Source organism: Streptomyces sp. BF23-19, from assembly GCF_041106355.1.
Classification (GTDB): domain Bacteria; phylum Actinomycetota; class Actinomycetes; order Streptomycetales; family Streptomycetaceae; genus Streptomyces; species Streptomyces virginiae_A.
In genome coordinates this window covers 42427-60856 of sequence record NZ_JBGBPT010000015.1, presented here as the reverse complement: position 1 = coordinate 60856, position 18430 = coordinate 42427, and the positions used below count along the sequence as shown (strand labels likewise).

The following is an 18430-nucleotide window of genomic DNA, read 5'->3' as shown; positions in this document are numbered from 1 at the left end:
GGACGGGCACAGGTATAGTCCACTTGCGCTCGTGTGAGCAAGATCATGCACATTTATGGCCACCAGTTTTTCCGAGTTGAGACCTGTCCGTCACATGGACACGCCGCCGGACGAACGGAAGGGCCGTACCCCCTTGACGGGGATACGGCCCTTTGGCGCCTATGCCGTGGTTCAGCCGCGGATGAGGTTCCGGAGCACGAACTGCATGATGCCGCCGTTGCGGTAGTAGTCCGCCTCACCCGGCGTGTCGATGCGGACGACCGCGTCGAACTCCACACCGGTGTCGGTGGTCACCTTGACCGTGCGCGGGGTGGTGCCGTTGTTCAGCTCCTCCACACCGGTGAAGGAGAAGGTCTCCTCGCCGGTCAGACCCAGGGAGGCCGCGGTGGCACCCTCCGGGAACTGCAGCGGGAGGACGCCCATGCCGATCAGGTTCGAGCGGTGGATGCGCTCGTAGGACTCGGCGATGACGGCCTTGACGCCGAGCAGCGCGGTGCCCTTGGCGGCCCAGTCACGGGACGAGCCGGAGCCGTACTCCTTGCCCGCCAGGATGACCAGCGGGATGCCGGCGGCCTGGTAGTTCTGCGAGGCGTCGTAGATGAAGGAGACCGGCGCGTCCGGGGCGGTGAAGTCGCGGGTGAAGCCGCCCTCGGTGCCCGGCGCGATCTGGTTGCGCAGGCGGATGTTGGCGAAGGTGCCGCGGATCATGACCTCGTGGTTGCCACGGCGGGAACCGTACGAGTTGAAGTCGCGACGCTCGACACCGTGCTCGGTGAGGTACTTACCGGCCGGGGTGTCGGCCTTGATCGCACCGGCCGGGGAGATGTGGTCGGTGGTGACCGAGTCGCCCAGCTTCGCCAGCACGCGCGCGCCGGCGATGTCGGAGACCGGGGTGGTCTCCATCGTCATGCCCTCGAAGTAAGGGGGCTTGCGGACGTAGGTCGACTGCGGGTCCCACTCGAAGGTGTTGCCCGTCGGGATCGACAGCGCCTGCCACTGGGCGTCACCCGCGAAGACGTCCTGGTAGGACTTGCTGAACATGTCCTCGCCGATGGCGTTCGCCACGACGTCGTTGACCTCGGCCTCGGAGGGCCAGATGTCCTTGAGGAAGACCGGCTTGCCCTCGGTGTCGACGCCGATGGCGTCGGTGGTGATGTCCACCTTCATGGAGCCCGCGATGGCGTACGCGACGACCAGCGGCGGGGAGGCCAGGTAGTTCATCTTGACGTCGGGGTTGATGCGGCCCTCGAAGTTGCGGTTGCCGGAGAGCACCGAGGTGACCGCGAGGTCGTGCTCGTTGATCGCCTTCGAGATCTCCTCGTCCAGCGGACCGGAGTTGCCGATGCAGGTGGTGCAGCCGTACCCGACGAGGTTGAAGCCCATCTTGTCGAGGTACGGGGTCAGGCCGGCCTTGTCGAAGTAGTCGGTGACGACCTTCGAGCCCGGGGCCAGGGTGGTCTTGACCCACGGCTTGCGGGTCAGGCCCTTCTCGACCGCCTTCTTGGCCACGAGCGCCGCGGCGACCATGACGTAGGGGTTCGAGGTGTTGGTGCAGGAGGTGATCGCGGCGACGGTGACGGCGCCGTGGTCGATCTCGAAGGAGGTGCCGTCGGCCAGGGTGACCAGCGTCGGGCGGGTCGGCACGCCGTCGGTGGCGGCCGGGGCGTCGGAGGCCGGGAAGGACTCCTTGCCCGCCTCGTCGTCGTCCTCGACGTAGTTGCGCACGTCGAGCGCGAACTGCTGGGAGGCGTTGGCGAGGACGATGCGGTCCTGCGGGCGCTTCGGGCCGGCGATGGAGGGGACGACCGTGGAGAGGTCGAGCTCCAGCTTCTCGGAGAAGTCCGGCTCGGCGGCCGGGTCCAGCCACAGACCCTGCTCCTTGGCGTACGCCTCGACGAGCGCGACCTGCTGGGCGTCGCGGCCGGTCAGGCGCAGGTACTTCAGGGTCTCGTCGTCGATCGGGAAGATCGCGGCGGTGGAGCCGAACTCCGGCGACATGTTGCCGATGGTGGCGCGGTTCGCGAGGGAGGTGGCGGCGACGCCCTCACCGTAGAACTCGACGAACTTGCCGACGACACCGTGCTTGCGCAGCATCTCGGTGATCGTCAGCACCAGGTCGGTGGCGGTGGTGCCGGTCGGCAGCTCGCCGGTCAGCTTGAAGCCCACGACGCGCGGGATCAGCATGGAGACCGGCTGGCCGAGCATCGCGGCCTCGGCCTCGATGCCGCCGACGCCCCAGCCCAGCACGCCCAGGCCGTTGACCATGGTGGTGTGCGAGTCGGTGCCGACGAGGGTGTCGGGGTACGCCTGGCCGCCCCGAACCATGACCGTGCGGGCCAGGTGCTCGATGTTGACCTGGTGGACGATGCCGGTGCCCGGGGGGACGACCTTGAAGTCGTCGAAGGCGGTCTGACCCCAGCGCAGGAACTGGTAGCGCTCTTTGTTGCGGCCGTACTCCAGCTCGACGTTCTGCGCGAAGGCGTCCTTCGTGCCGAACTTGTCGGCGATGACCGAGTGGTCGATGACCATCTCGGCGGGCGAGAGCGGGTTGATCTTCGCCGGGTCGCCGCCGAGGGCCTTGACGGCCTCACGCATGGTGGCGAGGTCCACCACGCAGGGGACGCCGGTGAAGTCCTGCATGATCACGCGGGCCGGCGTGAACTGGATCTCCTCGCTGGGCTGGGCCTGCGAGTCCCAGTTACCGAGCGACCGGATGTGGTCGGCGGTGATGTTCGCGCCGTCCTCGGTGCGAAGCAGGTTCTCCAGCAGGACCTTCAGGCTGTAGGGAAGGCGGGCGGAGCCCTCGACCTTGTCCAGCTTGAAGATCTCGTACGACTCGTCGCCCACCTGCAGCGTGCTGCGGGCGTCGAAGCTGTTCGCCGACACGACAGTCTCCTTCATGCATGAATTCGCGCGTATTACCGCAATCCTGCCGCCACGCCCCTTGGCCAATCCGCTAAGGTAGGGCTAAGTTAGGTAACCCTTACCAGCGGGGGCGGCTGCGGTACGCCTTCGGCAGATATCTCGATGTCGAGATAACTCTAGTACATGTCCGGGGGGAGGGACGAGGCGCGCACCCGCAGTCCTGCCGGGACCGTCCGCTGACCAGGCGGTTCCGCATGCCCGGATTCGATCAGGTTGACCAGGACAGACACCGCCGAAGCGGCGATCCGCTCCGGGTTCAGGGTGACGGTGGTCACGGCGGGTTCGGCCTCCGCGTACGCCGGATCCTCGCTCGCGCAGACCAGCAGCAGCCCCCCGTCATGCCCCGGGTCGCCGGGCGCGGCGGGTATACCCGGCATACCTGGCATGCCAGGTATGCCGGGTATACGGAGACCGTGGCGCGCGGCGGCGGCCAGCACCTGGCGGCCCCCCGGGTCGTACACGCAGTACACGGCGTCGGGACGGTCCGGCCCGGTGAAGGCGGAGTCGAAGGCGTGTCCCGCCGTGTCGTCCGGGTCGAAGGGGACCAGGAGCGGAGCCAGGCCGCGCTCCGCGCACCACTGTTCGTAGGCCGAGGTGACGGCCCCCGTGTAGAACTCGCGGCCGTAGCCCGAGTGCAGTGCGATCCGCCGGGCCCCGGAGGCCGCGAGGTGGTCGAGCACCTCGCGGGTGGTCGTGGTGTGGTCGTTGTCCACCCATACGTCCGCCGGCCAGGGGTCGGGCGGCCGGCCGTCGAAGACCACCGGCAGACCGCGCGCCCGCAGGGCCCGCAGCACCGGGTCCCCGGCCGGGCTGTCGAGCAGCAGCATCCCGTCCACGGCGAGCGTGTGCCACAGCGGCTCGGCGCCCCGGTCGGCGGGCAGGGTGGTCAGCGCGTACCCGTGCGCGTGCGCGGCCGAGGTCGCGGCGGTGAGCAGGCGGGAGAAGTAGGCGATCCCGACGAAGTCCCAGGCGTCCCCCGCGTACGTGGTCACCGCGACACCGAGGCTGCGGGTGCGCGGGCCGCGGCGGGCACCGTAGCCGAGCGCGCCCGCCACCTCGCGGACCCGGCGCCGGGTGGACTCGCCGAGGCGGCCGGTGCCGTTGAGCGCGTGGGAGACGGTCGCGGTGGACACCTCGGCGGCGCGCGCGATGTCGGCGAGGGTCGGTCCCGGCGCGGGTGGGTGCTCTGGCACGCGGCCATCGTACGGATTTCGTCGGTGGAGGCGGCTTCTGGTTAAGCGGTTAATCAAACAGTGTCCTGGCCACACCAACGTTTGGAGTGGGCATGACGTCTTCTTCGCACCTGTCCCGTCGGGGACTCCTCGCGGCCGCCGGGATCACCGGGGTCGCCGGGGCGGCCGGCCTGCTGGGGGCCGCCCCGGCCTCGGCCTCCCCCGCACGCTCGGCCGCTTCCCCCACCGGGCGCGGTTCGGCGGCCATGGTGGTCCACAACGCCTCGGTGTTCACCGGGACCGGCGGCCGGGCGCGCGTCGAGGCCGTCGCGGTCGGCCGGGACGGGAAGATCTGGGCCACCGGGACGAACGCGGCGCTGCGCCGCTACGTGGGCCGTGACACCGAGGTCGTCGACGCCCGCGGCAACACGGTCATGAGCGGCATCCACGACGGCCACGTCCACCCGCTCGGCGCGGGCGAGCGCTCGCTGTCCCCCTCGCTGGAGGGCGCGGAGACCACCCTGGCCGAGCTCCAGGAGATCCTGACCGGCTTCCTCGCCGACACGGGCGGCGCGGGCGCGGAGCCCGACGGCTGGCTGGTGGTCGAGGACTGGAACCCGGTCGGGCTGCTCCCCGTGGGAACCAACCCCCACCACACGATGCTGGACGCGCTCCCGACCCGGCGGCCGATCGCCCTCGTCGGCGGCGACGGCCACAACCTGTGGGCCAACCAGCGGGCCCTGGACATCGCCGGGATCACGGCGGCCACCCCCGACCCGGTCGGCGGCAAGGTGGTCAAGGGCGCGGACGGGCGGCCGACGGGTGTCCTCAAGGACGACGCCCAGGGCCTGGTGCGGCGGCACATACCGGAGCCCACCCGGGCCGACCTGGTCGCGGCGTGCGCCAAGGTGCTGGAGCTGGCGGCCGCCTCCGGGGTCACGACGATGATGGACGCCTTGGTGGGACGGCACGAACTGGAGCTGTACCAGGCGCTGTCGGCGGCCGGGAAGCTGCCGCAGCGGATCGTGCCCGCGATCCGGCTGGAGGCGGAGCAGACCAAGGACCCGGCGGGCTCGCTGGCGTACGCGCGGGGCCTGCGGCGGGAGTTCTCGGGCGTGCGGGGGCTGCGGTTCGGGATGGTCAAGGTGTTCCTGGACGGGGTCATCGAGTACCCGGCGCAGACCGCCGCGCTGCTGAAGCCCTACCTCGACGGGAACGGCAGGCCGACCGACAACCGGGGCGAGCTCTACACCTCGGCGGCGGACTACGGTCGGCTCGCCGCCGCCTTCAACCGGGCGGGCTGGCAGATGCACGCGCACGGACTCGGCGATCGTGCGGTACGCACCGCTTTGGACGGTTACGCGTACGCCAAGCGGGTGACGGGCCTTCGCGACGCCCGCAACGCCGTGGCGCACCTGCAGCTCGTGGACCCGGCGGACCTGCGGCGTTTCGCCCAGCTGGGTGTCACGGCGTGCATGCAGCTCCAGTGGGCGGCGAAGGACACCTGGACGATGGAGGCGCTGCTGCCCTACATCGGACCCGAGCGGCACCGGTGGATGTACCCGGCGCGGAGCCTGGAGAAGGCGGGGGCCCGGCTGTCGGGCGGCTCCGACTGGCCGGTGGACGCCCTCCAGGTGTGGAACCAGCTGCGGACCGCGATCGACCGCCAGGGTGCTTTCGGGGCGGGTCCGCTGTACCGCGAACTGGAGGCGCTCGACCGGGACGCGGTGCTGCGGATGCACACCTCGGGAACGGCGTGGCAGCTACGCCAGGAGGAGCTGACGGGCACGGTGGAGCCGGGCAGGGCGGCGGACCTGGTGGTCCTGGACCGGGACGTGACGCGCTGCCCGGTGGCCGACATCAGCGGGACGGGGGTACGGATGACCCTGGTCGGCGGGCGGGTGGTGCACGACGCGGATTCGACGTCGGGGAAGGCGGCCTCGGCACGGGTGGCGGGCGCCGCTTCGGGCCCGCGCCCGGCCTCGTACGCGACGGTGCACGCCGGGGGGCGGCACCACGCCTGCAAGCACTGAGCGGGGCGCCGCCGCTGCCGGGGGCCCGGCCGCCGTGGGTTCGGCTGCCGCAGGCCCGGCCGCCGTGGGTTCGGCCGCCGGGTTCAGCCGGCCGCGAGGCCGTAGCGGGCGGCCCAGGAGTTGAGCGCGGCGGCGATCTCCTCGGGCCGGTCCTCGGGGCAGAGGTGGGCGGCCCGGCCGCAGTACTCGCTCTCCAGCGCCGAGACGTTCTCCTCGCACCAGGCGACCGTCTCGGGGCCGACCATCAGGGCCGGAGAGCCGTCGAAGGTGAGCAGCAGCTTGGGCACCTCCGGGCTGTCCGCCAGCCAGGCGTCGTACTTCTCGACGACGGCGTGCACATCGGCGGGATCTCCGTCGATGGGCAGCGAGCGGGCCCACCGCAGCATGGGCAGCCGGCTCTCGCGGGTCGGGTAGGGGGCGGCGTAGACGGCGCGGTCCGCCTCGCCCATCGGGTTCAGCACCGTCTGCCGGATGCTGTCCTCGATGAAGATGTTCCGGTCCAGGACCATCTCCTCCCCCACGCCCGGGGTGCGGATCGCCTCGAACCGGGCCCGCGCGGCGGGCGGGTACCGCGCCCAGCTCAGCGGCCGCACGATCGTCTCCATGAAGGCGACGCCGCGGACCCGGCCGAGGAGGCGGGCGGCCCGATCGAAGGCGAGCGCTCCGCCCCAGTCCTGACCGACCAGCACCACCTCGTCGAGCCCGAGGGCGTCGAACCAGGCGTCCAGGTAGCGGGCGTGGTCCTCGAAGCGGTACTCCCCGCCCGGCTTTCCGGAGCGGCCCATCCCGATGAGGTCCGGGGCCAGGGCACGGACCCCGCCCTCGATCCGGGGCAGGACGCCCCGCCAGAGGTGGGAGGAGGTCGGGTTGCCGTGCAGGAACACGAAGGGCACGCCGCCGGGGCGCCCGCGGTCACCGCCGTGGTCCTCGTAGTACATCGTCGAGTCGAGTACGCCGATCGTGGGCATGAGAGGCCCTCCGGCAATCGTTGGGATGACTAACGTTAGCGACGCGAACGAAGCTATATCGTTAGTGCCACCAACGCAATGGGTAACATCGCCCCATGACCCCGGAAGAGAACGGCCCCCGCGTCCCCGCACGGCTGCGCGAACTGCCCAGCCGACTGCTGGCACAGGCCTCCACCCACGCGCAGCGGCTCGTGACCGAGGGACTGAGCGGGGAGAATGCCCGCACGTGGCACTACGCGGCGCTGGTCGCCCTGGAGGAGTCCGGCCCGGCGAGCCAGGCCACTCTCAGCGCCCGCACCGGCATCCACCGCAGCGACCTGGTCGCCGTCATCAACGAACTCGCCGCACGCGAACTGGTGGAGCGGACCCCCGACCCCGAGGACCGCCGGCGCAACGTCGTCACCCTCACCCCGCACGGCCGGCGCCACCTACGCAAACTGGAACAGATCCTCACAGCGGCCCAGGAGGAACTACTGACCCCGCTGTCCACCCAGGAGCGGGAGCAGCTCACCCGGCTGCTGGGTCGGATCGTCGACCATCACGCACACGGGGACCCCGTCATGGGACCTGATGGTCGGTAACAACCGCTCAATTCACCCATTTGCCACACCCAGCGCGGGAGTCATCTCATATCTGAGATAGCGTGCCCCTATGGCAGACGACTACCTCGTACGCATCGGCAAGCTCATCCGTGACGCACGGCAGCATCGCGGCTGGACACAGAGTCAGCTCGCCGACGCCCTCGGCACCAGCCAGAGCGCAGTGAACCGGATCGAGCGCGGCAACCAGAACATCAGCCTTGAGATGATCGCGCGCATCGGTGAAGCGCTCGACAGCGAGATCGTCTCCCTGGGCTACGCCGGCCCGATGCACCTGCGCGTGGTCGGCGGCCGCCGCCTGTCCGGCGCCATCGACGTCAAGACCAGCAAGAACGCGTGCGTCGCCCTGCTCTGCGCCTCGTTGCTCAACAAGGGCCGTACGGTGCTGAGGCGGGTGGCCCGCATCGAAGAGGTCTACCGCCTCCTGGAGGTCCTGGGCTCCATCGGCGTCCGCACCCGCTGGATCAATGACGGCGTGGACCTGGAGCTGATCCCGCCGGCCCGCCTCGACATGGAGGCGATGGACGCGGACGCGGCCCGCCGGACCCGGAGCATCATCATGTTCCTGGGCCCGCTGCTGCACCGGATGGAAACGTTCCGCCTGCCCTACGCGGGCGGTTGCGACCTCGGCACCCGCACCATCGAGCCGCACATGATCGCCCTGCGCCGCTTCGGCCTGGACATCACCGCGACCGAGGGCATCTACCACGCGAAGGTCGTCCCCGGGATCTCCCCGGACCGCCCGATCGTGCTGACCGAGCGCGGGGACACCGTCACCGAGAACGCGCTGCTGGCCGCGGCCCGGCACGACGGCGTGACCGTCATCCGCAACGCCTCCTCCAACTACATGGTCCAGGACCTGTGCTTCTTCCTGGAGGCCCTGGGCGTCCGGGTCGACGGCGTCGGCACCACCACGCTCACCGTCCACGGCGTCCCGAGCATCGACGTGGACGTGGACTACTCCCCCTCCGAGGACCCGGTCGAGGCGATGAGCCTGCTCGCCGCCGCGGTCGTCACGGAGTCGGAACTCACCATCCGCCGGGTGCCGATCGAGTTCATGGAGATCGAGCTCGCGGTCCTGGAGGAGATGGGCCTGGACCACGACCGCTCGGCGGAGTACACGGCCGACAACGGCCGCACCCGCCTGGTCGACCTCACGGTCCGCCCCTCGAAGCTCGAAGCCCCGATCGACAAGATCCACCCCATGCCGTTCCCCGGGCTGAACATCGACAACGTCCCGTTCTTCGCGGCGATCGCCGCCGTGGCCCAGGGCCAGACCCTGATCCACGACTGGGTGTACGACAACCGGGCCATCTACCTGACGGACCTGAACCGCCTCGGCGGCCGCCTCCAACTCCTCGACCCCCACCGCGTCCTGGTCGAGGGCCCCACCCGCTGGCGCGCGGCGGAAATGATGTGCCCGCCGGCCCTGCGCCCGGCGGTGGTCGTCCTCCTGGCGATGATGGCGGCCGAGGGCACCTCGGTGCTGCGCAACGTCTACGTGATCAACCGCGGCTACGAGGAACTGGCCGAGCGCCTCAACTCGGTGGGCGCCCAGATCGAGACCTTCCGCGACATCTAGTGCAACTGACGTAGCGCCAGTCGGCGCGAGGCCCCGCCACCCCGCAACGGAGGGTGACGGGGCCTCGGTCAGTTCAGGGCCCGCATGTTCACCGAGTCGATCGCGCAGCGGCCGGTCCACCGCGCCACGGGCGCCGACGCCTACCCGATCCGCCGAATGAGATGACGTCTCAAAGGTCAACGAAGTCACGTTCGCGGGGCTCGACGAGTCGGGAAAGGAACATGCCGATGCCGGCTGAGCCGGTCGCGTAGTCGTGGGTGATCCGGTTGAGCCAGCGACCGGGGAACGCGGTGCCGTCGTCGTCTTCCACCCTGAACCACAGGATCGTCTCGGCGATGTCGCAGGCTTTGTTCCAGTAGCCCTGGTCGCCGCTGCAGCGGTACATGTCCAGCATGAATTCGCCGATCCCGGCCAGGCCTTCGAAGAGGCCCGGGTTGTAGGCGTACTTGACGAACGTGTCGTCCGCCACCCGTCGGGCGAGGTCGCCGTACCGATCGATCCCCAGCAGTTGGTGGAACCGGAGCAGTACGCTGCCCACTCCGGCAGCTCCCTGAATCCAGTACGGGTACATGACGATGTCGTCCTGGAACCGCTGCCACTGCAGGCCGAGACTGCTCTCGGTCGCATGGGCCAGATCGAACTCCAGAGCGCGGACGGCGCACGAGCGGAAGCGGGCGTCGCCGGTCACCAGGCCGAGGTGGAGGAGGAAGAGGGCCATGCCACTCGCTCCGTAGCCGTATCCGTAGTGGACGCGACCGTCGTGGGGGGACTGCCAGTAACAGGTGTCGCCGTCCTTCCGCGCCGTCCTGAGGAGCTCTTCGCCCGCCTGTACGGCGCGGTCGAGGTAGAGCTGCCTCCCCGTCCTCGCGTGGAAGCGCAACGACGCCAGGCCCCACCCGGCGACTCCGAGGAACATGCTCGGCTCGTCGTACAACAGGGGGGATTCGTAGAGCAGCGCCATGGCGGCTTCGCCCCTGTCGTCCCAGCCGAGATCGTGGAAGGCCCAGGCGACTCCGGCCAACCCGAGGTACAGGCCGGGCGGATAGGTATCGGTACCGAGCGGCTGCCCCAGCATCCAGGAGGTCACCTCGGTCGGCAGTGCGGCTGCCGACCCCTGGGCGCTCGTCCTGGAACGAAGGAACAGGGCCGTCCCGCACGCGCCGTAGGCCACGCTGAGGGGGTTCGTCGCAAAGACCATGTAGTCGGCAGGCCAGAGGCGGTCGGCCCGCTGGTCGTCGTAGGTTCGGAGCAGAGTGTCGGCAATACCGCCGAGGATGCGTTGCACTTCTGGGTGCGAGTGGGTCGAGGCACTGCCTCCGGTTGCGCTGGTCTTGGCCGCCAGGGTGGTCATTGCGTCACCCTTCCTCCCAGTCGGCAAGCACGGTCTTCGCCTCTTCGATTCTGCCGGCGGTCAGGGACGATACGAGTGACCCCACCTGGGTGGGGACCCCCAGGGCCATCAGCTCGTCGAGGAAGCGGCTCTGCGCTGCGGGGTTGAGGCCGAAGAGCGCGGTTGCCGGCACGACGGTGCTGTAGAGCACCATGGCCAGGGCGTACCAGTCGTCGCAGGGGAGGAGCCGGTCGCGGGAGAAGCGGTCCGGGTGCAGGAATCCTGGTGTGCCCCACCGTGTCCCGTAGGCCGACCGCGCCTCCCCGCCATCGGCGTGGACCGCGCTTTCGAAGTCGATGAACCACATCCGCAGCGTCTCCGCGTCAATCAGGATGTTGTTCGGTGACATGTCGCCGAGGACCACTCCGCGTGCGTGCACCTCCTCGACCATGCGGATCAAATGTCCCGCGACCTCCTTGAAACGGGAGATGAACGGGGCCACCCGTCCCTCGCGGCGAATGTACGGCGCGAGGATAACGTCTTCCCGTGCCCAGAAATCGTGGAACGTAATGCCTTCCAGACGCTCCTCGACCAGAAAAGTGTGCTCCCACTCCTGGAAGAGCTCCAGTGGCCGCGGCACGAACTCAAGGCCTTCCAGCCGGCGCAACACGTCGTATTCATGGCACAGCACGTCCACCGAGTCGAACGTTCGACCCTCGGCCATCCTGCAGTTGGTGAGACGCCGGGCCTCCTTCACGACGACGGGCTCCTGGGTGGCACTGTCCGTGGCGCGGTAGACACCACCGGCATTGGAGAACGTCAGGACACCGTCGACGAGATAGCGGCCCTTCAAGAGGGTGCCCTCCGATCCATCGACGGATCCCGCCATGGGCTGCTCCGGCGGTGCTTCGTCGAACGGGTCACGGACCCAGTGAGGCAGCCTGACGTACGGCAACCGTTCGTCGGCGACATATTCTCCGTCGGGCGAAATGAGAAACATGCTCTGCGTGCCGTCGATGTTGAGACGCCTCAGCGCGCGGAAACCTCCGTACCGGTAGAAGAGCACCTTGCTGTCCCGGTACCGCCGGTCGGACAGGATGTACGGACCCTCGACCGCCTCGTCGACCGTCCGCTGGTACAGAGTCTCGATCAGCTCGACGAAGACGTCCTCGTCGGGCGGATAGATCGTCATGAACTTGCCCGAGAAGCCGCGTTCCTGGGTCTTCGAATTGATCACGCCCAAGATCATCGGGTCGGCGGCCGCCTTGAACTCGACGTCGTTCTCCACGCATACGGGCACAAGGAGATCGAACAGCCGCAACGCGTGGGCGGGGGCGGAGGAGACATGGATCTTGAAGCCTTGGATGGGCGGTGGGGACGTCCGCCGCGATGCTCCGGCCACCATCCGGGCCTGCAGCCACACGTCTGCGTGGTGCAGAGTCCAGGCGTCCGGCAGCAGGCGCTCGAGAGCCTCGCGGTACTCGGGCGTGAGGGTCCGGCGGGAAAGCGGCTCGTAGTACCGGGCGTCGACGAGGCCGAATTGGTGGTGGGCGGCCATGGCCCCCTGGCGGTCCACGGCGCTCATCCGCCGGGGCAGCGGAGCCGGCCCCGGCGGATGCGCTGTCCTTCCGGGATCACGGCTACATCGTCCTGCAGGACACGCTGTACAGGCTGCAGCCGATCGACTGGCCGCTTGCATAGCCGGCGATCAGGCCCGGGGTATCACCCTTGTCGGCCCGCATCGCCTGCAACCCCAGCACGCGATCGACGTCAGCAACGGCCCGTTCCAGGCGCGCCCTCGCCGCTTTGCGCGAGGCGGCCTTCGCTTTGCCTTGCTTGGCCATGAGCTCCTCCTGCTCTCCTGGATGGGTGCTTCCAGGTAATGGCCGTCCCCGGCGCACTGCCGGCGAGCGGTCCCGCCCCGCCGCCACGCAGCCTGGCCGCAGCGGTACCCGACCTGCGGATTCGTTGGTTCGATCTCCCTATGCGCGACTGCTCCGAACGGGTGAATGCCGAGCGCCCATCGTCCTTGCGGTGCCCGCTGCAGTTCCGGCGGCTACTCCGTCACCCCGTGATGGAGGACGTTCCGGGGTTCGTTCGGCGCCGGGGTGGCGGCGGACCGGCTGACGGAAGCCTTGGACGTCCCGCTACCGCGGTGTCCCGGTGTCCCGCTACCGCGGTGTCCCGGCGTCCGGCCCGCCGTGGGTCGTACCCGGTGGCAAGGCGGGTGGCCCCTGTCCATCGGGTCCGGTCGGTGACCGCGCAGCCATTCTGTCGCCATACCTGCCATGGTCCGTCGCCTGCCGGAGAGTCGGGGGCACAGCCCTCCGGCCCGGCCGAAGGCCCAGGCAGGGGCAAGACGGAGGCCCTGGTGCCGGTTCGAACGTCGCCGGTGGCAGCACACCTACGGATCCCGTGCCGAACCACCCCGCCAGCCGGGACTCGCCCATGACCCGCGCCCGGTGCGATCGGCCGATGACCCCTACCCCGGCAACCGGGTGGGAGCCCATCGGGCCGTACGGCCCGACTCCGGGGCCGGGGTGAACTCCACGTCCGGGCCACCACAGCCAGCAGCGATGTCCATCAGCCGGTCCCGCTCCAGTTCACCGACCGCCAGGCTCCACAGCAGCTTCGTCGCCGCTCACTCCCCCGTACCGGCACAACGCATCCGGCGCTGGTGGCAGCCACTCGAAAGGATCCTGATCAGCCTTGCTCCTGTTCGAACGGGCCGTCACCGCGGCCGGCGACGACAACTGGTCACGATCGTTCGCATCCGCCTCACGCCTCAGGCCTCACGCCGCGCAGCCGTCCACGCTGAAGCCCCGGCCGGCGGGGAGCGCTGTTCGAGTCGTGTTGTGTTCCTGGCCGTCTTGGTGGCGGGCAAGTCCGGTCATCCTCAACGGATCCGGCCTCACGGCCTGGCGTTCGGTCCGTGATCATGGAGCGGAGTCCGATCTCTCGCCCCCGCCCTTCGACCGACCAGGAGCCCGCATGTCCATCGAGCTCGACTTCCCGGAATTTCCTTACGAGGAACCCCCCGGCGGCATCACCTGCCGGCAGAAGCCCTGGAATGGCGTCCTCGTCGTGGTGGACCAGATACCTTTCAAGACCGGCGACAAGGTCACCTTCCACATCACGGTCTGCAGCGACGCCACCGGGCAGACGCCGGCTGCGGAGATCCAGGGTGTCGCGAGCATCACCGCCGACACCGCCTCGGCCGGCTACACAATCCCCTGGGACGGCGTCCTGGACGCCGTCACCGACGGTTGCGTCATCGCCTTCTACACACTCACCCCCGCCGACGGCAGCCCGTCATCGACCTCGCAGGAAGCCATCGTCCGGTACTCCCGCCAGCAGCCCGGCGGCGGCGCCTGCGGTCCGGACGACTGAGCCCTGTGGGACAGGTCCTGGCGCCGACTGCTGTGCTGCGAGGCGAATCCCGATGCCGTTCTTGTCCGCATCGCCGCGACGGGCACGGTTCCGCGCCGGGGCCCCGTCACTCCTCCTGGAGGGCCCCCGGCCGTCCTGTCGGGACGACCTCAGGGCGTTCCGGTGCCGATGATCTTGCCCGTGAACTGGACGCTGCGCGTTGCCGTCGCTCCCGACACCGCGGCCACTGTCGCCGTCGCGGGCTTGAAGATCAGATCGTAGACCCGCTGCATGACGTCGACGTCGTATTCGGGGTGACCGCCACCCTCATGACCGCCGTGCTCGTGACCGCCACCCTCGTGACCTCCGTGCTCCTGGCCTCCGTGCTCGTGACCTCCGTGCTCGTGACCGCCACCCTCGTGACCGCCGTGCTCGTGACCGCCACCCTCGTGACCGCCGTGCTCGTGACCGCCGTGCTCGTGACCGCCGTGCTCGTGCTCACACGGTTCGTGCGCAGCGGGCGCCGGGCCCACCCACGGTGTCTCGACGCCGACCCACGGACCCTTGGCGAACCACGGAACGCCTCCCACAGCCTTGCGGGTGACCTGGCCCATGTGCGCGGCGGCGTGCGCCGCGTACCAGTCCTCGATGCGGTCGTCGACCCAGCCGTGCAGGCGCCAGAAGACGGGGTGCACGTGCGACGAGAACGTGTCGTTGAGATTGTCGTAGTAGAACGGCTTGCCGCTGCGCGTCGCCTTGATCCACTTGTCGGACGTATCGGTGGGCGGCCGGCCGGCAGGCAGCGGCGTGAGCGCGTTTTCGGGATCCGTCGGGAGCGAGCACCACCGGATGTGCAGCTGATTGTGGATCAGCCATTCGATCTTCGCGCCGAGCTGGTCGAGGGACAGCGTCGCAAGGTACGCCGGATCCTTGAACCGCCGATCGAGAAACGTCATCCGAGACTGCCAGTACTCATCGCTCTTGATGGTCGCCAGCGACTTGAAGCCGAACTCGCCGTCCCCCGTATCCCAGGCCGGGGGCACGGAGAACCCGTCGCCATTCCGTGACTGCCGGTTCGGGGAGGGAATGGACTTCCACGCCTGGATCACGGGCAGACCGAGTCCGCTCAGCAGCTCGCGGACGTGCTGGACCATCTGGCGATGCATGTAGAGGAAGTCCTCGCCTGCGCCGTTGTCCGGCTCACGCAGGTCGACGGTTCCGCGCGTGGGGCGTTGGTTCGGGTGCGGTGGGGCCCAACCGAGCTCGGTGATCTCCGCCTTGTCGCTCTCCGAGATCTCGCCATCGCTCGGTGCGGCCCAGTTGTCCCGCAGCCCGTGCCAGATCGCGTGGTGCAGGCGATGGGCCCGCGAGCCCATCATTTCGAGCATCTCAGGAGGAAGCGGAATCACGTCGCGCGCCTCGACGAATGCGGGGCGCACCATGACGAACGAGGCGACGCTGCCGGCCGGGGCCGTGCGATCGGCCGTCTGGTTCGGCTTGAGGTCGTCGTGCGTCTGGCTGCGCACGACCGAGCCGACGATCGCGTCGAGCTGTCGGCGGCCGTCCGGCCATTTGCTGGTGTAGTACCCGCTGTACTCGTACAACCAGCCGTCGCTCGGCGTTTCGGGCGCGCCGTGGGCGTTCCACTTGATCCAGGTGACCCCGTCGCGATCCTCGATCTTGCCGTTCAGGTGCATGTCGAGCGGGCTTTCTTCGGTGCCCATCTCGAACAGCCCCGTGAGCGCGCCCGTGACCGTTGGGTGAAACGTCATCACGCCCTGGCCGAAGAGGTAGCGGGCCCACTTTCCGACGTCGTCCTTCACGATGTGCTCGGGGTCGAGGTCGGGCAGGATATCGGGCCGGTTGATGAAGCTGCGGTAGGTCCAACTGCCGGCGAGCAGGTCGTAGATCATGGCCGTTCGCCCTCGTCTCGCTGTGGATGGCATCGGCTACCGCCGATTGCCACTGCGCCGCCGATCGCGGCCACGATGGGCGCAAGAGGACCGGGCATGTCCCGCCTGCCCGCACGTCGACCACGACACGGAACCGTCACCGGTCGTGGCCGTGTTGAAGCTGCGCCTCACTCAGTGTTCGCTATGTGCACTACATCCGCATCTGGACATGCGCGGGACGGGTTCCAGTGGGTGACGGTGACCGTGGTCGACGACTACGCGGCGGCCTGCCGCCCGCTCCACCCCGCGCCCCGATCCCGACCCCAGGAACAGCCGGCGCCGGGGAAGCGGGGAGGCGGGCACCGGAAGCCGCGGGCGTGACGTTCACAGACCGGCGGGAGTCGGCATCGGTCGGGGCGTGACGCCGTCAGCGCGGGGCCGGGAGCCAGGTCGTGGGGTCGGACGCCAGCTGCTCGCCCGTCGCCAGATTCTTCACCTCGTGCGCCGCCCCCTCCTCGAACGGCGGGAACCAGACGAACGGGATGCCCTTCCGGGACGCGTAGCGGACCTGCTTGGCCACCTTGTCGGCCTGGTGGTAGAGCTCGACGTTCAGCCCCCGCCCGCGAAGGCGCGCCGCCGTGGCCTCGGCCTCGTTGCGGCGTTCGTCCCGCGGGACGACCACGAGTACGTCGCTGGGGCACTTCGCGGTGGTTTCCAGCAGCCCCTCCGCCAGGAGTTTGGCGAAGATGCGCGTCAGTCCGATCGACATTCCCACGCCCGGGAGCCTGCGCCGGATGAAGGATCCGGCCAGGTTCTCGTAGCGCCCGCCGGAACAGATGCTCCCGTAGTTCGGCCAGTCGACGAACTTTCCCTCGTAGACCGTTCCCGTGTAGTAGTCGAGCCCGCGGGCGATCGAGAGGTCGGCGACGACACTGCCGGCCGGTAGATCGTCGAGGGAATCCAGTACGTGACTCAGCTCGCCGAGACCTTCGGTGAGGAGTTCGGACGTCACGCCCAAGGCCTTGACGTCCTCCACGACGGCCGAGCCGGTGCCCCGCGTCCGGGCGAGCGCGAGGCAGGAATCCACGGTCCGTGCGGACAGACCGACTTCGTCGGAAAGAATCTTCGCGACGCCCTCCGGGCCGACCTTGTCCAGCTTGTCGACGGCACGGATCACGGCCGACGGATCGTCGATACCGAGCCCTTCGTAAAACCCCTGGAGGACCTTCCGGTTGTTGATGTCGATGGTCCACGCGGGCAGATTCAGGCCGGTCAGGATCTCGTGGATCACGCGCGGCAGCTCGGCATCGAAGTACGCCGGCAGGTGGTCGACGTTGATCACGTCGATGTCACACTGCGTGAATTCACGGAATCGCCCGTCCTGAGCCCGCTCGCCGCGCCATACTCGCTGTATCTGATAGCGCTTGAACGGGAACACGAGCTCGTTGAAGTGCTGGGCCGTGTAGCGCGCGAACGGCACCGTCAGATCGAAGTGGAGCCCGATCCGGGAGTCACCGGTGTCGCCGGCATCTTCCTGGAGCCTGCGCAGCGCGTACACCTCGTTGGAGGTCTCACCCTTGGCGGTGAGTACGGAAAGGGGCTCGACCGAAGGCGTCTCGATCGAACAGAACCCATATCTCTCGAAACCCGACCGAATGAGATCGAGCCATTTCTGCTCGACCATCCGGATTTCAGGGAGCCATTCGGGAAATCCGCCGACGGGAACAGGTCGGACCGGTGGAGATTCGTTCATCGGTGGCACTCTCTCTTCGCTGTGAGCTGTTCGACGGTCGAGTCACGGACCCACCCGAACGCCGGCGACCAGCGTCTTACACAATCCGGTGCGTCATCAACCGACTTGAAACGGCGCCACCGACGCCGACCCGTCGAACCTCTCCTCCGTCCCACCTCTCGTCAACACTGGTATCGAATTCAACCTTCTGGGTATCTTGAGCGCCGCTCAAGGAGCACTCACGACCCAGGAGTTACCGATGAACATCCCGCCCCGCAGCAGAACCAACGCGATGAAGAAGCGCTACAGAGGCGCCCTCGTCGTCCTCGCCGCCGTTCTGTCGCTCGCCGCCTGCGACCCGGCCGCGCCGACCAGCACCCCCGGTACCAGCGCCGCCGCCACCACCGGCGCGACCCCGAGCCCCAGCCCCTCCGTGGCGGCCAGTCCGAGCGCCAGTACCGGTGCGACCCCGAGCGCCGAACCCACCACGGCGGCGCCGACCCTTCCGGCCCCGGTCGCCGCGCCGCCCACCACCAAGGCGCCGGCGCCCACCAAGGCCGCCCCCGCCCCGCCGGCCCCCACCCGGACCCGCACCCAGGCACCCGCGCCCGAGCCCACCAAGGCAACCGCCGACTGCTACCCCCGCTCCAACGCCGGCAACTGCTACAGGGCCGGTCAGATATGCCGGAAGGCCGATGTCGGCACGTCCGGGCGGGACGCCGGCGGACGCACGATCCACTGCCGCGACGACGACAGCGTGGGCCAGCGCTGGGGCTACTGACCGCCCCCGGTCCTTCGCGGCCCGAGCGGGGGAAAGGGGGGAGTTCG

The 18430-nt window shown here is 69.2% G+C and carries 14 protein-coding genes and 1 pseudogene; 6 read left to right on the top strand and 9 right to left on the bottom strand.

What is annotated here, in order from left to right; all coding sequences use genetic code 11:
• Window positions 1-171: 171 nt before the first annotated feature.
• Both acnA and AB8A24_RS11545 read right to left on the bottom strand, forming a co-directional pair.
• A complete protein-coding gene (gene acnA, locus AB8A24_RS11550) occupies window positions 172-2901 on the bottom strand; it encodes an aconitate hydratase AcnA (RefSeq protein ID WP_328961176.1) in 2730 nt (909 codons plus the stop codon).
• Window positions 2902-3041: 140 nt separating this feature from the next.
• Window positions 3042-4118: a LacI family DNA-binding transcriptional regulator gene (locus AB8A24_RS11545; RefSeq protein WP_369475470.1), complete on the bottom strand. Its 1077-nt coding sequence runs from the start codon at window positions 4116-4118 to the stop codon at window positions 3042-3044.
• Between the two features lie 92 nt (window positions 4119-4210).
• Between AB8A24_RS11545 and AB8A24_RS11540 the strand changes: the two genes are divergently transcribed.
• On the top strand, window positions 4211-6130 hold the full coding sequence (locus AB8A24_RS11540; protein WP_369475469.1) for an amidohydrolase: 1920 nt from the start codon (window positions 4211-4213) through the stop codon (window positions 6128-6130).
• 83 nt (window positions 6131-6213) lie between these two features.
• Here the strand turns inward: AB8A24_RS11540 and AB8A24_RS11535 are convergent, their stop codons facing one another.
• Complete coding sequence (locus AB8A24_RS11535) at window positions 6214-7098, bottom strand: haloalkane dehalogenase (protein WP_369475468.1); 885 nt, start codon at window positions 7096-7098, stop codon at window positions 6214-6216.
• Window positions 7099-7193: 95 nt separating this feature from the next.
• Here AB8A24_RS11535 and AB8A24_RS11530 point away from each other — a divergent pair, with 95 nt between their 5' ends.
• Entirely contained in the window at window positions 7194-7679 is a 486-nt protein-coding gene (locus AB8A24_RS11530) for a MarR family winged helix-turn-helix transcriptional regulator (protein WP_369475467.1), read from the top strand.
• A gap of 70 nt (window positions 7680-7749) precedes the next feature.
• Complete coding sequence (locus tag AB8A24_RS11525; protein WP_161291952.1) at window positions 7750-9279, top strand: UDP-N-acetylglucosamine 1-carboxyvinyltransferase; 1530 nt, start codon at window positions 7750-7752, stop codon at window positions 9277-9279.
• Between the two features lie 169 nt (window positions 9280-9448).
• On the opposite strand, the gene AB8A24_RS11520 is transcribed toward AB8A24_RS11525, so the two are convergent.
• The 4 genes and pseudogenes from AB8A24_RS11520 to AB8A24_RS11505 all read right to left on the bottom strand — a co-directional run.
• On the bottom strand, window positions 9449-10630 hold the full coding sequence (locus AB8A24_RS11520; RefSeq protein WP_328961181.1) for a lanthionine synthetase C family protein: 1182 nt from the start codon (window positions 10628-10630) through the stop codon (window positions 9449-9451).
• Between the two features lie 4 nt (window positions 10631-10634).
• Entirely contained in the window at window positions 10635-12194 is a 1560-nt protein-coding gene (locus tag AB8A24_RS11515; RefSeq protein WP_328961182.1) for an RIO1 family regulatory kinase/ATPase, read from the bottom strand.
• A 55-nt stretch (window positions 12195-12249) separates the two neighbouring features.
• Window positions 12250-12453 carry a hypothetical protein gene (locus AB8A24_RS11510; protein ID WP_266378241.1) on the bottom strand — a complete coding sequence of 68 codons (204 nt, stop codon included), beginning with the start codon at window positions 12451-12453 and terminating at the stop codon, window positions 12250-12252.
• A 638-nt stretch (window positions 12454-13091) separates the two neighbouring features.
• Window positions 13092-13395: pseudogene (locus AB8A24_RS11505) on the bottom strand (hypothetical protein); the annotation flags it as partial.
• Between the two features lie 205 nt (window positions 13396-13600).
• On the opposite strand from AB8A24_RS11505, the gene AB8A24_RS11500 reads away from it, so the two are divergent.
• A complete protein-coding gene (locus AB8A24_RS11500) occupies window positions 13601-13999 on the top strand; it encodes a hypothetical protein (protein WP_266481825.1) in 399 nt (132 codons plus the stop codon).
• Between the two features lie 149 nt (window positions 14000-14148).
• Here the strand turns inward: AB8A24_RS11500 and AB8A24_RS11495 are convergent, their stop codons facing one another.
• Window positions 14149-15891 carry a hypothetical protein gene (locus tag AB8A24_RS11495; protein ID WP_369475466.1) on the bottom strand — a complete coding sequence of 581 codons (1743 nt, stop codon included), beginning with the start codon at window positions 15889-15891 and terminating at the stop codon, window positions 14149-14151.
• Between the two features lie 75 nt (window positions 15892-15966).
• On the opposite strand from AB8A24_RS11495, the gene AB8A24_RS11490 reads away from it, so the two are divergent.
• Window positions 15967-16251 (top strand): DUF6087 family protein, encoded by a 285-nt coding sequence (locus AB8A24_RS11490; RefSeq protein WP_369475465.1) that lies wholly within the window; start codon window positions 15967-15969, stop codon window positions 16249-16251.
• 46 nt (window positions 16252-16297) lie between these two features.
• On the opposite strand, the gene hisS is transcribed toward AB8A24_RS11490, so the two are convergent.
• Window positions 16298-17623 (bottom strand): histidine--tRNA ligase, encoded by a 1326-nt coding sequence (gene hisS / locus AB8A24_RS11485; protein ID WP_369475464.1) that lies wholly within the window; start codon window positions 17621-17623, stop codon window positions 16298-16300.
• Between the two features lie 238 nt (window positions 17624-17861).
• Here hisS and AB8A24_RS11480 point away from each other — a divergent pair, with 238 nt between their 5' ends.
• Window positions 17862-18383: a hypothetical protein gene (locus tag AB8A24_RS11480; protein WP_369475463.1), complete on the top strand. Its 522-nt coding sequence runs from the start codon at window positions 17862-17864 to the stop codon at window positions 18381-18383.
• Window positions 18384-18430: the final 47 nt, after the last annotated feature.

Excerpts from the sequence above, each read along its gene's own strand:
- hisS (WP_369475464.1), bottom strand. The coding sequence starts at position 17,623 with ATGAACGAATCTCCACCGGTCCGACCTGTTCCCGTCGGCGGATTTCCC.
- AB8A24_RS11515 (WP_328961182.1), bottom strand. The coding sequence starts at position 12,194 with ATGAGCGCCGTGGACCGCCAGGGGGCCATGGCCGCCCACCACCAATTC.
- AB8A24_RS11490 (WP_369475465.1), top strand. The coding sequence starts at position 15,967 with ATGGGCGCAAGAGGACCGGGCATGTCCCGCCTGCCCGCACGTCGACCA.
- AB8A24_RS11520 (WP_328961181.1), bottom strand. The coding sequence starts at position 10,630 with ATGACCACCCTGGCGGCCAAGACCAGCGCAACCGGAGGCAGTGCCTCG.
- AB8A24_RS11525 (WP_161291952.1), top strand. The coding sequence starts at position 7,750 with ATGGCAGACGACTACCTCGTACGCATCGGCAAGCTCATCCGTGACGCA.
- AB8A24_RS11535 (WP_369475468.1), bottom strand. The coding sequence starts at position 7,098 with ATGCCCACGATCGGCGTACTCGACTCGACGATGTACTACGAGGACCAC.
- AB8A24_RS11540 (WP_369475469.1), top strand. The coding sequence starts at position 4,211 with ATGACGTCTTCTTCGCACCTGTCCCGTCGGGGACTCCTCGCGGCCGCC.
- acnA (WP_328961176.1), bottom strand. The coding sequence starts at position 2,901 with ATGAAGGAGACTGTCGTGTCGGCGAACAGCTTCGACGCCCGCAGCACG.
- AB8A24_RS11500 (WP_266481825.1), top strand. The coding sequence starts at position 13,601 with ATGTCCATCGAGCTCGACTTCCCGGAATTTCCTTACGAGGAACCCCCC.
- AB8A24_RS11480 (WP_369475463.1), top strand. The coding sequence starts at position 17,862 with ATGAACATCCCGCCCCGCAGCAGAACCAACGCGATGAAGAAGCGCTAC.
- AB8A24_RS11495 (WP_369475466.1), bottom strand. The coding sequence starts at position 15,891 with ATGATCTACGACCTGCTCGCCGGCAGTTGGACCTACCGCAGCTTCATC.
- AB8A24_RS11530 (WP_369475467.1), top strand. The coding sequence starts at position 7,194 with ATGACCCCGGAAGAGAACGGCCCCCGCGTCCCCGCACGGCTGCGCGAA.
- AB8A24_RS11510 (WP_266378241.1), bottom strand. The coding sequence starts at position 12,453 with ATGGCCAAGCAAGGCAAAGCGAAGGCCGCCTCGCGCAAAGCGGCGAGG.